Annotated in this window: 11 protein-coding genes and 1 tRNA gene; 8 read left to right on the top strand and 4 right to left on the bottom strand. The window is 66.1% G+C overall.

What is annotated here, in order from left to right; all coding sequences use genetic code 11:
• The first annotated feature begins 104 nt into the window (after positions 1-104).
• The gene (locus EP7_RS16855) at positions 105-896 is read left to right on the top strand and encodes a glucosamine-6-phosphate deaminase (protein ID WP_463522749.1); all 792 of its coding nucleotides are present in this window, start codon (positions 105-107) and stop codon (positions 894-896) included.
• Between the two features lie 591 nt (positions 897-1,487).
• Here EP7_RS16855 and EP7_RS16850 read toward each other — a convergent pair.
• Together EP7_RS16850 and EP7_RS16845 are read right to left on the bottom strand one after the other, a co-directional pair.
• Complete coding sequence (locus EP7_RS16850) at positions 1,488-2,846, bottom strand: hypothetical protein (protein WP_463522747.1); 1,359 nt, start codon at positions 2,844-2,846, stop codon at positions 1,488-1,490.
• Positions 2,847-3,129: 283 nt separating this feature from the next.
• Positions 3,130-3,837 (bottom strand): class I SAM-dependent methyltransferase, encoded by a 708-nt coding sequence (locus EP7_RS16845; RefSeq protein WP_463522745.1) that lies wholly within the window; start codon positions 3,835-3,837, stop codon positions 3,130-3,132.
• Between the two features lie 149 nt (positions 3,838-3,986).
• Between EP7_RS16845 and EP7_RS16840 the strand changes: the two genes are divergently transcribed.
• Together EP7_RS16840 and EP7_RS16835 are read left to right on the top strand one after the other, a co-directional pair.
• Positions 3,987-6,284 carry an FTR1 family protein gene (locus EP7_RS16840; RefSeq protein WP_463522743.1) on the top strand — a complete coding sequence of 766 codons (2,298 nt, stop codon included), beginning with the start codon at positions 3,987-3,989 and terminating at the stop codon, positions 6,282-6,284.
• A gap of 56 nt (positions 6,285-6,340) precedes the next feature.
• A complete protein-coding gene (locus EP7_RS16835; protein WP_463522741.1) occupies positions 6,341-7,000 on the top strand; it encodes an iron transporter in 660 nt (219 codons plus the stop codon).
• A gap of 71 nt (positions 7,001-7,071) precedes the next feature.
• Here the strand turns inward: EP7_RS16835 and EP7_RS16830 are convergent, their stop codons facing one another.
• Both EP7_RS16830 and EP7_RS16825 read right to left on the bottom strand, forming a co-directional pair.
• Entirely contained in the window at positions 7,072-8,508 is a 1,437-nt protein-coding gene (locus EP7_RS16830; RefSeq protein ID WP_463522739.1) for a carboxymuconolactone decarboxylase family protein, read from the bottom strand.
• A gap of 79 nt (positions 8,509-8,587) precedes the next feature.
• Positions 8,588-9,556 (bottom strand): DUF1559 family PulG-like putative transporter, encoded by a 969-nt coding sequence (locus tag EP7_RS16825; protein WP_463522737.1) that lies wholly within the window; start codon positions 9,554-9,556, stop codon positions 8,588-8,590.
• Positions 9,557-10,801: 1,245 nt separating this feature from the next.
• Here EP7_RS16825 and EP7_RS16820 point away from each other — a divergent pair.
• From EP7_RS16820 to mnmG, 5 genes are all read left to right on the top strand, one after another.
• Positions 10,802-11,071, top strand: coding sequence for a hypothetical protein (locus EP7_RS16820; protein WP_463522735.1), 270 nt, complete (start codon positions 10,802-10,804; stop codon positions 11,069-11,071).
• Between the two features lie 49 nt (positions 11,072-11,120).
• Positions 11,121-11,333: a Sec-independent protein translocase subunit TatA/TatB gene (locus EP7_RS16815; RefSeq protein WP_463522733.1), complete on the top strand. Its 213-nt coding sequence runs from the start codon at positions 11,121-11,123 to the stop codon at positions 11,331-11,333.
• 72 nt (positions 11,334-11,405) lie between these two features.
• Positions 11,406-11,720 (top strand): Sec-independent protein translocase subunit TatA/TatB, encoded by a 315-nt coding sequence (locus tag EP7_RS16810; protein ID WP_463522731.1) that lies wholly within the window; start codon positions 11,406-11,408, stop codon positions 11,718-11,720.
• Positions 11,721-11,885: 165 nt separating this feature from the next.
• A tRNA-Val gene (locus tag EP7_RS16805) sits at positions 11,886-11,959 on the top strand.
• Positions 11,960-12,121: 162 nt separating this feature from the next.
• Positions 12,122-13,969, top strand: a complete 1,848-nt coding sequence (mnmG, locus tag EP7_RS16800; protein ID WP_463522729.1) for a tRNA uridine-5-carboxymethylaminomethyl(34) synthesis enzyme MnmG — start codon at positions 12,122-12,124, stop codon at positions 13,967-13,969.
• Positions 13,970-14,412 lie beyond the last annotated feature (443 nt).

Here is a 14,412-nt window from a genome sequence, read left to right as displayed (position 1 = left end):
GCAGGCTGAACGACGCACTTCGGCCTGACCCTTGTCCTGCGCAGGGGGCGCCGATACGCTGGCCGGCCTTAAGGCGCCCCCCGAACCCGAAGGTCAACCGGTCGATGAGCCAGCCCCCACGCCCCGTCGCCGAATTCCGCGTCGACTCGCTCCACGTCCTCGTCTTCGAAGACCGGGCCGAGATGGGCCGGGCCGCCGCGGCTCACGTCGCCCAGGCCATCGGCGACCGGATCCGCGCGGCGGGCCACGCCAACGTCATCTTCGCCGCCGCCCCCAGCCAGGACGAGATGCTCGCCGCCCTCGTCTCCGACCCTTCGGTCGACTGGTCGAAGGTCGACGGCTATCACATGGACGAGTACCTGGGCCTCGGTCCCGACCATCCCGCCTCGTTCCGCCGCTACCTCCGCGAGCACTGCTTCGAGCCCGTCGGCCTGCCTTCCGACCGTCTCCACCTGATCCCCGGCGAGTCCACCGTCAGCCCACTCGCCGTGGCCCTGGCTTATGAGGCCGCCTTGAAGGCCAACCCGACCGACGTCGTCTGCGCCGGCATCGGCGAGAACGGGCACCTCGCCTTCAACGACCCGCCCGTGGCCGACTTCCTCGACCCCGTCCTGGTCAAGGTCGTCCGCCTCGACGAGCCTTGCCGGACCCAGCAAGTCCACGACGGCTGCTTCGCCACGCTGGACGACGTCCCGACCCACGCCTACACGCTCACCGTCCCGGCCCTGCTATCGGCCCCGATCGTCTCCGTCGTCGTCCCCGGCCCCCTCAAGGCCGAGGCCGTCCGAGCTACCTTGCAAGGCCCGATCCACGAATCGTGCCCCGCCACCGCCCTCCGCCGCCACCCCGGCGCCCGCCTCTACCTCGATCGTGATTCGGCCCGATATGTCTTCTGATCGACGAACTCTCGTTTCATTCGCCGACAGAACTCATTGGATCGGCCGAGTTTCCTGCAGGTGCCTTACCGGGTCGAGTCGAATTCTGCCCCACACCTGGAACATCTGCCGACCGTAGACATCCAATCCCAGGTGGAGGAAGTCGCACCGCAACGGCCGCAGAAATTGGTGGTCCTGACCTTAAGCCAGGCGATAAGGCTGCAGAACGGAACGGCGAGACACAGTGCCCCCACGCCAAACTTCCATGACTTACCACTCGATAGAAAGATGGTTAAAATCAATGCAAAGAGAATGCTCGACGACCAACTCCACAAGGAAAACCACTCTCGTTTGAAATCCGCATCCTTCGACCAGTAGAAGACGATGGATCCGCCGACTCCCAAGGGTATATAGATTGCGAACAAAATCCACCCAATAATCAACATTAATTGATTATGAGAATACGTATCGCAATTCCGCCAGACGAGGTTGGGACAAGCAGGACAGACAACGCAGACTGCATGCGGAATGGCCTGCGGCCAGAGACCATGCCATCCGGCAAAAACAGTCACATCTCGAACTGAATCGTCCCAGAATCGGACGCAAGAACGGTCATTGAGAAACAGGCTTGTTCTGCCTCAAATCTTCAATCCTCAACCGATTGCGATAGACGCCCGGATAGTGGCCGACGCTATCCCAGCCCCGCCCGACGGAGGTGCTCGCCAGGGTGATGTAGATGCCAGCCATGGCGTTGGGCTCGTTACCCGCCCGGCTGAATTCGATCGCGTTGACCGGCAGTCCCCAGCCAGCGGTCGGTGACAGGGCCGTGGCGACCTGGGCAGACCAGTCGTCCAGAGTCACGCTCGCGACCGCCTTTCCCTCGTCATGGAAGGTGATCGTCAGCACCTCGCCTCGCTTGAGCCGACCCCCGGCCAGTTCGCGAAAGGGGCCTTTCTCGCTGTTGGAAGCCTCCACGACGTGGAACCCGCCCGCATCGTCCAGATAGGCCAGGCGGATCGGGCGCCCGACCGGGTAATCGGCGGGCAAAACCTCGATGCGATGTTTAGGGCAGGGCGAGAACGACAACGCGAGCCGTTTGTGGCCGGAAACCTCCACATCGCAGAAGGAGTTCAAGTGCGAGTCGATCCGGCGCGGCAATGAGGCGAGCGTTTCCAGCCGGATCGGCCCGGACCCGTCGTCCGGCTCAATGCGCAACAAGGCATCGAAATCCTCCCGATACAGTGCCGAGAGACCGCCCTCGACCCGCTCAGCGGAGATGAGCCGCCTCGACGGCCCTTCCCGCAGCGAGGCCGGGGCCAGGATCGTCTGGCAGCCGTCCGGCGAGCGGCTGATGAAGGTCAGCAACGGCTGGATCGACAGGTTCAATCCTCCCGCCTTCACCGTCACCGAACCGTCGCCCCCGTGCACAAACAGCCGGCGGCTGACGCCCCCCTCCAGCGTCGTCGACCCGCCAGCGACATCGGGGAACGCCATGTCGGTCGGGCGTGTCTCCGCCGCGGGAGCACGGATCAGGAACGGAAACGTGGCCCCGAACGCCACCGACGTGAGCACGGCCGTCCACAAGGACCGTCTCGGCGGTGCGGATTCCCCGGCGAGCTGTCGCCTGAAGGTGAGCCACCAAAGGAGGCCCATCACCACCCCGCACGCCAGAGGGACCACAAATATCCGTTGCAGGGTGATGGGAAACGCCGCCCGGCCCGCGACCGCCACGGCGGCCCAGCACGCGGGAAACGCCGCGAGAGTCAAACTGAGCACCCTCAAACGTTTGCGCCGCGCCGCCATGACGGCCAGGACCACCGCCGACAGCACAACCAGAGGGGCGACGCCGTTCGCCCAGAATCGCTGATGCCAGGCCGGAAACCCGCCGGGCATCAGCCACCACCAAGCACTGGCGGCGACGGCATGGAACCCCAGCACGACCAGCCATAAGAGACGCCAGGGTGAGGCCATCGGTATTTCCTGACAAAGCCCGGTTCTGCGACGGCGCGTCGATTCCGCGCCGCGAAAGCTCGCCAAGCTGCCCGAGTGCGTAGCAGTTCTCGAAACTTTGCCCAATCTCAGCGGTCGTTCCAGCTTATCCGCTGCCAGGAGGGAAGGTTAGCCGTGAAACGAACACTCGCTCCGGGATCAACCGGCATCGGGTCTCATCGCCAAGCCTTTCGGACGGAAGATGAATTCGAGGCCCGACAACCGACGTGGACCGACCTGGAATTGACCGCCATCACCGCCAGGGTTAAATCGGTTCCGATGGCATCGCCACGGTCCGCCGTCGCACCGTGTGCAACTCCCCCCGCAGCGGTCCAAGCTCGGGCGACTCGATCTCGATGTCCGCGACCTCGCACACCAGGCCCTCCGCTTTCAGGGCTTCGGGTAGATCCTTGGTTGCCACCCGATAGGGGCCTGCCAGCAGCGCCAGGCCGCCTGGTTCCAGCATCCGGGCCAGGAGGTTGGCCACCAGGGGGACGAGCCGGCGCTCGTACAGGACGTCGGCCCCCAGAATCACCTGGTAGCGGCGATCGGCGGGCAGGTCGCGCCAGTCGAGGCGCTCGAAGGTCGCCCGGGTCGCGTCCAGGCCGGACTCTTCGATGCTGCGGGCCACGTAGGCGAGCGCGGTCGAGTCGTAGTCGGTGAAGTGGACGGAGGCTCCCATCGCCAGGGCCTTCAGGCCCGCCAGGCCCAGGCCGCAGCCAATCTCCAGGCAGGTGACACCCGGGCCGATCTCGGCCGTCCGGCCCAGGCAATCGGCCAGCATGTAGGAGCCTGGCCAGAGGTAGGCCCAGTAGGGCATGTAGTCGTCGCGGGCGTTCCAGGCCTGCACGTCGGCTGCTTCCAGCATCAGGTCGGGGTCGGCCGGCCTCGCCAGTTGGATTTTCGTGCCGCCGATCGTGAACGGGGTCGACGTGATCGGCCCCTCGTAGGCCGTCGCTCCGGCGTTCGCCATTTCGTCCTCCATCCGCATTGCCTCAGCACCCACCCTTTGACCCCCCCCTTGACGGAGACTATAATCACCGGAAGTTGAGACTCGATCTCAACCCTCTGTCGCCCCGGACCTGGCTGGTCCCGGGGCGACCCAGTCCACGAGCGACCCCCATGCGTCCGACCTTTCCCACCTCGTCGTTCCCGCTCGCACTCGCCCTGGCGCTCGCCTGCGGGATGACCGCGGCGGCCGGAGAGGTTCGTGGCCGGGTCTCCATGCCCGACGTCTGCTCGCCCGCGGTCAGCCCCGCGGTGGTCGTCCTCGAATCCAAGGACGCGCCGAAACGAGACGAACCCAAAGGCCAGGCCGGCGACGTCAAGCTGGTGAACCAGAGCGGCCTCCAGTTCGTCCCTCGCATCCAGGCGATCTCGGTCGGTCAGACGATCCGGTTCACCAACCAGGACAGCGAGACCCACAACCTTCATCTTCTCACGCCCGGCCTCTCCTTCAACAAGTCGATGGGGCCCGGCGGAATCGAAGACTATACCCCGGCCGCCCCGGGTCTCCTGAAAATGGGCTGCGACGTCCACAGCCACATGCGGGCGTTCATCCTCGTGGCAGACAGTCCCAACGTCGCCGTCTGCCGGGCCGGCGGCACGTTTAAGATTCGTGACGTGGCACCGGGCCGCTACCTCGCCAAGGTCTGGCACGAGATGGGCGACCCGCTCGAACGCGAGGTCGTGGTGGCCGACGACGGTCTCGACCTCGGCACGCTCACCCTCACCGCGCCCGCCAACGTCTCCTCCGGCGGGAAAGCCCTGAAGATCCCCCCCCGCATCTGGCCCGAGGTCATCGACCGGATCGGCCTGCTCCTGGGCAGCAGTCGCGCCGAAGGAGCCAAGCCGGGTGGAGCGAAGAAAGCACGCAGGCTCGCCGAGGATTCCTACTTCGTCGAGTTCGAGCTGTCCGACATGGAGGTCGCCGTCCGGGCGAACCTCGGCGTCGACCGAGCCGGTGAGCTCGAGTCTCAGTTCCGCGACCTCTTCAAGGCCAGCCGTCAGCTCTCCGAGGGGAAGATCGACGCCGCCAGGTGGACGACCCTGACCCGCGACCTCCTCATCAACCTGGTCAAGGCGTCCGACGACCTCAACCGGATGGGGATCACCGACGGCTCGAAGCTGGGAGCCGGCCGGGCACTCGCCGCCGATGGACCCGTCAGCTCGGTTGACCGTCAGACCTTGCGGATGGCCCTGTCGCGTTCCCTGGACAACGTCCGGGAGCTTGCCGACGCCGACGAGGCCGATGACGCATCGTCGGCGCTTACGGGGGCGTATTTCGACGCGTTCGAGCCGATCGAGCGGTTTCTCATCATCCGCGATCCCGCCTCCGTCCGGCCCCTGGAACTCGAGTTCGGCCGGCTACGAGGCGACCTCGGCTCGGGCCTCAAGGGCGAGCCGCTTGCCGCCAAGCTCGGCTCTCTGAAGGCCGAGATCGACGCCGCCCTGCTCAGGGCCGAGGGCGAGCAGGTCGGCAGCTTCGCCCCCGCCTTCTTCGCCTCGCTCATCACGATCCTCCGAGAGGGGGTCGAGGTCATCCTCCTGCTCACCATGCTGACCGCGCTGGCCACCAAGGCCGGTCGTCCCGATGGCCTCCGGGCCATCTGGGTCGGCGTTGGACTGGCCGTCGTCGCCAGCCTCATCACGGCCGTCGCACTGAACATGCTCATCGCGTCGGCCCAGGGCCGCACCCGCGAGGTGATGGAAGGGCTCGTCCTGCTCTCCGCCTCGATGGTCCTCTTTTACGTCAGCTACTGGCTGATCGCGCAGACCCAGGCCAAGCGCTGGACCGACTTCATCAAGGCCCAGGCCAGCAAGTCGACCTCCGTCGGGGGCCTGGGCGCCTTGGGGCTGACCGCCTTCCTGGCCGTCTTCCGCGAGGGGGCCGAGACTGCCCTCATCTTCCAGGCGATGATCGCCAACCAGGGGGGAGCCCGCCCCGGCCTGCTCGGGCTCGCCGCAGGCCTGGCAGCCGGCCTGTTCGCCCTCATCTTCATCGACCGCGCAATTCGTAAAACCGCCGTACGCCTGCCGTTGCGTCGGTTCTTCCAGGTGACGGGCGTGGTCCTCTTCGCCATGTCGGTGGTCTTCGCCGGCCACGGTGTCGCCGAGTTGCAGCAGTCCGGCTGGATCAAGCAGACGGCCGTCGAATGGGCCGGGCGCGGCATTGGCTGGCTGGGCATCTACCCTAACGTCCAGTGCCTGGCGATCCAGGGGCTCCTCATCGCCGGAGCCCTCTCCGCCTACGTCCTCATGCGACTCGACCCGTCCGCGGCGACCGCCAAGTCCCGAGCGGTCAAGACGCCCGAGACCAAGGCCTCCAAGCCCTCAGCGACCAAAACTCCCGAAACCGCGACCGCCGAGTCCCGAGGGGTCAGGACACCCGAGACCGAGACCGTCGGAGTCAAGTCCTGACACCACGGCGTCGGCTTCGAACGCTCGCCTTTCACCGCATCCAAAGGAACATCGCCGTGTCACAACGCTGGGTCGGCCCGCTGCTGGCATCCCTGATCGTCTTCGGCGTGGCCGGGCTGCTCTACCTGAACGTCGAGACGACGCGCCCCGCCGCCGAAGGCCCCACCAGAGAGAACGCCCCCTCCGCACTCGTCGCCGGCCCCGATGCCACCGGCGACGCCTCGCGGCCGAAGTTGCAGGAATACCCCATCGGCGAGGATGTCGAGAAGAACCACATCCGCTTCGCCGCCGTCTGGCTCCGCTCGATCATGATGGACGGCATGGCCTCCTCGGCTCCCGGCCTGATCCACGTCGAGGCCGACGTCCGCGCCCTTGCCAACAACCCCAACGGCTTCGCCCTCAACGAGTTCGTCCCCTACCTGAAGGTCAGGTACACCCTGGCCGACGCCAAGAAGGCCGTCATCAGTCAGGGAGAGATGATTCCCATGGTCGCCATCGATGGCCTGCATTACGGGGCCAGCATGGAGCTTCCCCCCCCCGGATCCTACAAGCTCACCTACCACATCGAGCCCCCTTCCGCCGGTGGCCTCGGCCGCCACAGCGACCCCGCCTCCGGTGTCGCCAAGTGGTGGGAGCCGTTTGACGCCGTCTACGACTGGGACGTTGAGCCCGAGCCCGCCACCGCGGCAGCGACTCCGGCGAAACCCTCCGCCTGAGGACGCCGAGCGTCCCGTCACCCTCCTCGGCCGCAGCACGACCGGGAGGGAGACAGGCCCGGAACGCCGCGTCAGCCTTGGCCTCCCGACGCGGGACTCGAGACCGCCTTGTCCGGGGCATCGTCGAGCGGCAGGCCGGCCGTCTCGGTCAGCAAGTTGAAGAAGATCGAGTGATTGGTGTGGAACAGGATCTCCGCGATCAAGGCGTCGCTGTAGTGCGCCTTCATCGCGTCGAAATCGGCATCGTCAATCCGCGCGGGGTCAATCGTCAGTTTGCGGGCGAAGGCGAACGCCGCACGCTCGGCGGGGGTGAATTCCCCTTCGCTGGCCGTGTCGATGCCGAAGATTGCGTCGTCGGACGCACCAAGCGCACGCAGGCGATCCCGAGCCTCGGCCAGGGCATACCAGGATCGATCGGCCCTCGCGGAAACCCAGGCGAGCTGAGCCTTCAGCTTGGCGGGCACCGCCCCCTTCGTCCTCGAGAGACTCAGCGTCGACACCTTCGCCGGCCCGGCCTTGGGGAAATTCAGCAAGAGGCGGACCCAGTTCGGCACCGGGCGATCCGCCGGTAACGTGCCCTCGGCCAGGATCGCGCGCACTGCCGAAGGGTCGACGAGCGGGAATCGGGCCTTACGCGCCCGGCACTCGTCCCATTTCGCCTCGACCTCGGACCGCGGCTCCAGGGCCGGCCGGTCCATCGCCGCCGGGGCACATCGCGCGCCGACAACACCGCCGGGCACCGGCCCGACCTTCGTCACGATCGAGGCGTACTTCGACGATGTCGGTGTCAGGAACTCGCGAAATCCCTCCTGAGTCAGCCGCAGCGGGCCGGTCCATCGGTTCATCGCGTTGAACCCGGCCACCAACCCAGTCATCTCCAACACTTGAAGGTCGGCGTAATGACGCCGCACCGCCTCGATGTCCGCGTCGACGATCGTGTGAGGCGCCACAGTCATCTTCCTGGCCAGCGCAAATGCCGCACGCTCGGCGAGGGTGAACTCCGACCAGTCGCCGTCGAGCGCCGCAATCCGATCCTCGGTCACGCCCACCGCGGGCAGCGAGCTCTCCTGGTGTCCCATGCAATAAATGCAATTATTGCTGCGCGACACGACCCAGAAAATCATCGTCCGATAGGCCCACTCCATCGTCATGTTCGGGTCGCGCTCGACCTTGGGGCCACGCGCCGAGGGGGCCGTCGGACTCTCGGTGATCGCGGGGTTTCTCAGCGCGAACTTGCTCATCTCCATCAACCGGCCGTCGGTCATGAAGAAGCTGAACCCGTCGCGCAGCTCCTTGGGCAGAAGCATCTGGACGGCCGCCGTGCCCCTGAGCGAGACGCTGATGTCGGCGTTCGCGGAAGGCGTCGCGGAGAGTCGCGGCCGATCCAATTTCGATTCTTCCATCATCCGCTTCATCTCAGCCCGCGTCAGGGGCACCGGCGGGGGGCCGTCTGCGAACGCAGGGGCGGCCATCGCAGCCAGGCAGAAAACGGTCAAAGAGGATCGCATCGCAGGTTCCCTCGAAATTAGGTGTCGGAATCTCGTCTCGCCGCGAAGAATCGACCGAGTGCCGCGCATACGGCCCGGCTCAGTAGCTATCCGAGCTGATGATCTCGCCCAGATTGCGCGAGCCCAGCGAACGCCAGACCTGGACCGAGATTGTGTCCTTGATGAACTTCACCGATCCGTCGCAGAACGAACCGTTGATCCCGCCTGGGTGGAAGCTGATGGCGGTCTCAAGCATCCGATTGTTGGCCGGGTAGGCGCACGAACGAGTGTTGGGCGTCGCGACCGTCTTCAGGACCGAATACGCCCCCGACCCGAAATGCCAGGGCGCCCCGGACGTCGACCAGTACTGGAATGTGAGGATCTTGGGGTCGATCGCCCGACAATCGGCGATGGCCTCGTCCAGATTCGCGGGGCTCGTCCCCGGCGAGAAGATGTCGCGGTTCGTGGTGGCGATCGCGTTGCTCATGTCGCCGATCGTCATCTCGCCGAAGGCCAGCGTGTTGCTCGTCCCGTCGCCGATGTCGGCCAGCCTGAACGACGTATTGGCGAAGAACGGTCCGTCGGGCGGGGGCTGATTGGCGTTGCTGCCGGTCGGGTCGGCCGCCCCGTAGAGGTGCAGGATGTTCCGACCTTCGTTGGCACGATAATTCGTGCCTGCAGTCTTGACGGGGTAGGCCGACCATGAGTCGGACGGGCAGAGAAACGCCTTGATCACGGTCCCCTGCGCGGTCAGGTTCGACGCGTCGTCGCGCCTGACGTTGAAGTTCAAGGCCGCGAAAAGCTGCGACTGCTCCATGAACGACAGCATCTGGGCGAGCGCGGAATACGAAAAGGCCGTGTTGTACGTCGAGCGGTTCGTCGGGAACGCCCCGACCGTGTCGTGGTAATTGTGCAGCGCCAGGCCGATCTGCTTGAGGTTGTTGACGCACTGAATCCGCCGGCCCGCCTCGCGGGCACTCTGCACCGCCGGCAGCAACAATGCGATAAGCACCGCGATGATTGAGATGACCACCAGTAGCTCGATGAGTGTGAACGCGCGACGAGGCATTCGGGCTCCGATCATGATCGACCCCTTTCCAAGGATTGATTCGAGCGAGCGAGTAAGAATTCGAAATATCGCGACCCATCCGAATCGATGACCGATCCCGATCTTTAACGCCTTCTCTTGTCGAGAAAACGCGGAAAACGGGCGTGCGCACGGTCTGATGACGCGGGCACCCGGGACCGTCCAACGCGGCCGGGCACTCGCTCATGCAATCCCGAGGAGACGACCCAGAGGCTCCCGCGGATCCCCCCCCGGCCTTGATGCGACACGATGCGGCGCACGACGGCTCAGACGGTCCGACGAAGCCCCCTGCTCGGGCCATTTCCACGGATTCAGCGCGATGTCAACGCGCGACGCCACGGCACGCCGGTGAGGCCGGCGATTGACCAGGGGACGTGCGCGGTCGGGTCAGGAGCCCCGTCGCGGAGGTCGGTCGACCGGTTCGTTGCGGTCAATCGGCCTGACGTCCGGCTCGCTCGGGTCAAGGCCCACCGAACGTGGAGCGAAGACAGGAGGAGCAAACAGCAGCGCCGGCCAGCGGTCGATCCGGGTCCGGGCCGGGTCGATGCTGCTTGGTAGGGCCGGATCCGACGATCTCCCCGAGCAAGACGAACCCCGGCACGGGCCTCGGGGCGGCTCGACCGGATTGTCGAGCGGGGGGAGGTTCGCGTTCAAATTCCCGGACAGTGAGGCGAGTTCGCCGAGCATCTGATCCAGCGGAAAGCCCGAGTGACCGGCGCAGCCAGCCGCCTGCGCGCCGCGAGGTGACGACAGCGCAATCAGCAAGGCCGCCAGTGCGAGCAGCACCTGGCCTCGAGTGTGTCCAGAGTTTGGACGTAAGTCGCAGCTCATCGACACGGATTTCCCGCGAACGAGCATCGATCACCGGTCCCGGCCAATCGCGGTCGAGACGGCGATAGAAGTTGGATCGCTCGGATCCTAGCAAGCCCCAATGGTCAATACCAGAACTCCGTCGCATTTGTGGGATCACCCGCCGACTTCGAGGTAGAGAGGCCCCTGAGGCGGCCCCCTCACCGGGCCATGGAGCATGGTTCTTCGTCAATTCCCGTGTCGTTGCCGGAGGAGCCGGTTGACTGGGGCGGGGCGGGCGGTAGCATGAAGGGGTCCGTTCGATGATGCGTCGTCCCTGACGAGACGCACTCCCCGGTCGGCGCCGAGATGTCGGCCCCCCCTCCTCCGGTTGGCACCCGCCACACCGCCTCGTCCTTTTTCCCGACGGATTTCGCGATGGGCTTCATTCCCGGATTGCGGGAGCTGACCCTGATCGCCGTGGTGCTCATCACCCTCTATGGTCGCTCAGGCGCCCTGAGGGCGATCTTGCGGCCTGGCATGCGACCTCCCCAGGGACGCGGCCCGAACGCTCGAGGCCGCGGCGACAAGGCCCACTGGCTGTCCAACCGAGTCTTCCTCTTCCTGACCGTCCTGGCGGCCACCGCCGTCGCGGCCCTCGTCATCACCCGGGTCTGGGTCGCAACCCTACCCCCCCGGACTTCCTGAAACCGACCGCGTTGCCGGACGAACGACGTCTCGACCGAGGACATCGACCATGACCCTACTCGCATTCCTGCCCAACCTGGGCACCCCCGAGCTGATGATCGTCGCCTTCGTCTCCCTCCTGATCTTCGGCAACCGCCTGCCCAGCGTCATGCGATCGCTGGGCAAGAGCGTCACCGAGTTCAAGAAGGGGGTCTCCGGCATCGAGGAAGACATCAACGAGAACGTCGTCGCCGAGAAGAAGACCCCGACGACCACCCCCTGATTCGGGCCGGACACCTGCCCCCACCAGACGGATCTCACGACCGAACGAACCCGGAACCCGCGAGGCTGATCTATGTTCCCGCAGCTTGGCCTACCCGAGATGCTCGTCGTGATGGGCGTGGCCGTGATGCTCTTCGGCAAGCGATTGCCCGAAGTCGGCCGGTCGCTCGGCAAGGGGATCGTCGAGTTCAAGAAGGGGCTCAGCGGCATCGAGGAAGAGTTCCATGCCGCCTCCAACGGCATGAGCTCCACCCCGGCCCGCCGCGACGACTACGATTTCGACTCCTCGCGCAAGTCGAGCCCCGTCGCCGAGGTCCCCAAGTTCGAAGCCCCCTCGGCCCCCCCCGTCCCCAAGATGGAATACGAGCCTCAGGTCTATCCCGACTGATCCGGGGGCACCCGGGGCTTGTACTCGCCCAGGCTTTTCGTATCATGTGTCCTCTCGCCCCGGCCCGACGTGACGTCGAACCCGACCCAACGCCCAGGCCGGGGTGGACCCTTTCGGGGCACGGTTGAAGGACGCAACTGCGTCCTGTCACCCCCTCCGATGACCGGGCGCTTAGCTCAGTTGGTTAGAGCACTATCCTCACACGGTAGGGGTCACTGGTTCGAGTCCAGTAGCGCCCACTCGGTCAGTACGTCTCCCTCTCCTTCCCCTCGGGCAACCTCGGCCCGCCGACTCGCGAACCACCGCCGGCACCACCTCGACCACGAGGCCTGGCCCGGCGGGACTCGCGTGCCATGCTCGCCCGGCCTGCCCCCAACCAGGCCGCCCGGCGAGGCAGATTCATGGCCTTGAGCGAGTTCGACGTCATCGTCATCGGTGCAGGCCACGCCGGCCTCGAAGCGGCCCTCGCGTCCTCACGCCTGGGCGCACGCACCGCGATGCTGACCATTAACTGCGACGCCGTCGGCCAGATGAGCTGCAACCCCGCCATCGGCGGAGTGGCCAAGGGGCAGATCGTCCGCGAGATCGATGCGCTCGGCGGCGCGATGGGCCGCATCGCCGACGCCACGGCCATCCAGTTCCGCCTCCTCAACCGGGCCAAAGGGCCCGCGATGCACAGCCCACGCGTGCAAAGCGACAAGAAGGCCTATCAGGCGCTGGCTAAGCTAGAAGTCGAGCGGCAGGAACGATTGACGCTTCGCCAGGAGATGGTCGAAGGGCTGATCGTCGAGGGCGGACGAATTCAAGGGGTCGCCTGCCGCGGCGGAATCGAGTACCGCGCCAGGGCCGTCATCGTCACCACCGGCACATTCCTGCGGGCCCTGATGCACACCGGCGAGGTCAAGACCGCGGGCGGCCGAGCCGGCGACGCCTCGGCCGAAGGGATGTCCGGCAGCCTCCGCTCGCTCGGCTTCGAGCTCAACCGGTTCAAGACCGGCACCCCGCCGCGCCTGAACGGTCGGACCATCGACTTCAGCAAGGCCGAGCCTCAGCCGGGCGATGAGATTCCGGTACCCTTCTCGTTCCTGACCCGGCAGATCGACCAGCCCCAGATGCAGTGCCACATCACGTCGACTAACGCCGAGGTCCACGAGATCATCCGGGCCAACCTCGATCGCGCCCCGATGTATTCCGGCCAGATCCAGAGCACGGGGCCGCGCTACTGCCCGTCGATCGAGGACAAGGTTGTCCGCTTCGCCGACCGAGAGAGCCACCAGATTTTCCTGGAACCCGAAGGCCGGACCACCCTCGAATACTACTGCAACGGCATCAGCACAAGCCTCCCTCGCGACGTCCAGGACCGCATCATCCCCCTGATCCCCGGCCTGGAACACGCCGAGATCATGCGCTACGGCTATGCGGTCGAGTACGACTACGCCCCCCCCACCCAGCTGGCGCCGACCCTCGAAACCAAAGGCGTCCCCGGCCTCTACTTCGCCGGCCAGATCAACGGCACCACCGGCTATGAAGAGGCCGCCGCCCAGGGCCTGATGGCCGGCATCAACGCCGCTCGCTCCGTCTCGGGACTTGAACCGTTCTACCTGGACCGCTCCAAGGCCTACGTCGGGGTCCTCATCGACGACCTCGTTACCCGAGGAGTCGACGAGCCCTACCGGATGTTCACGAGCCGGGCCGAATATCGACTGCTCCTCCGCCACGACAACGCCGACATGCGCCTGACTCCGCTGGGGCGTGAGATCGGCCTGGTCGATGATGAGCGCTGGGCCCGCTTCGAGGCCAAGCGAGATCGAGTCGACCAGATCGAGGCCACACTCCGACAGGTCCGGGTCGGGTCCGACGGCCCCACGCTCGAACAGGTCGCCCGCCGACCCGAGACCACCTGGGCCGACCTTCTCGTGCACCATCCCGGGCTTGTCGACCTGGAGGATGACCTCGAAGCGGTCGCCCTGACGCTGGTCGAGGCCCGCTACGGCGGCTACGTCAAGCGTCAGTCCGAGCAGGTCGAGCGGTTCCGCCGCCTCGAAGACAAGCAGCTTCCGGACTGGCTCGACTACCTGACCATCCCCCAGATGAGGGCCGAGGCGCGCGAGAAGCTCGACCGCGTCCGGCCCATCTCGCTCGGCCAGGCCGGCCGGATCGCCGGGATCTCCCCGGCCGATGTTGCCACCCTGCTGATCCACCTCAAGCGAGAAAACCGCGGCGAGGCCCGGCCCGGCGTCTTCCGCTAAGCCCGAGGCCGGCCGACCCGCGCAGCGCCCCCTGCAACCCCAGGTCCACAGCCCTACGCGCAACCCGTTCCGCAACGTGACTTGCCGCGCCGCCACCGGGCTCGCAGCCCACCTCGTATCGCCACCCTGCCAACAACCCCTTATCAATTGGAGGGTTGGGTCAAGTCAGGCGCGTGCGACGGTCATGGAAGATGGGTATCTGGCGGCCCGATCATCTGGATTGACAGGATAGGCGGGCGTCTTATAATTGGCCGTGTCGGCAATTCTGGTAAGATCGTTAAAACCGGACGACTTTACCAGGTTGCATTCCATGGTAGGCAGCGGTCGGCCAAGGACGATTCTTTGGGCGGGTCGGGCGACCGGCGGGACGGCCCCGCGGAGGTCTGGTACGCCGACTGCTGGGTCGATCGGGTTCCACGAACCCGTAGGATAGGACCAATGCA

Source organism: Isosphaeraceae bacterium EP7, assembly GCA_038400315.1.
GTDB lineage: Bacteria > Planctomycetota > Planctomycetia > Isosphaerales > Isosphaeraceae > EP7.
This window is presented reverse-complemented; position numbering and strand designations above follow the sequence as displayed.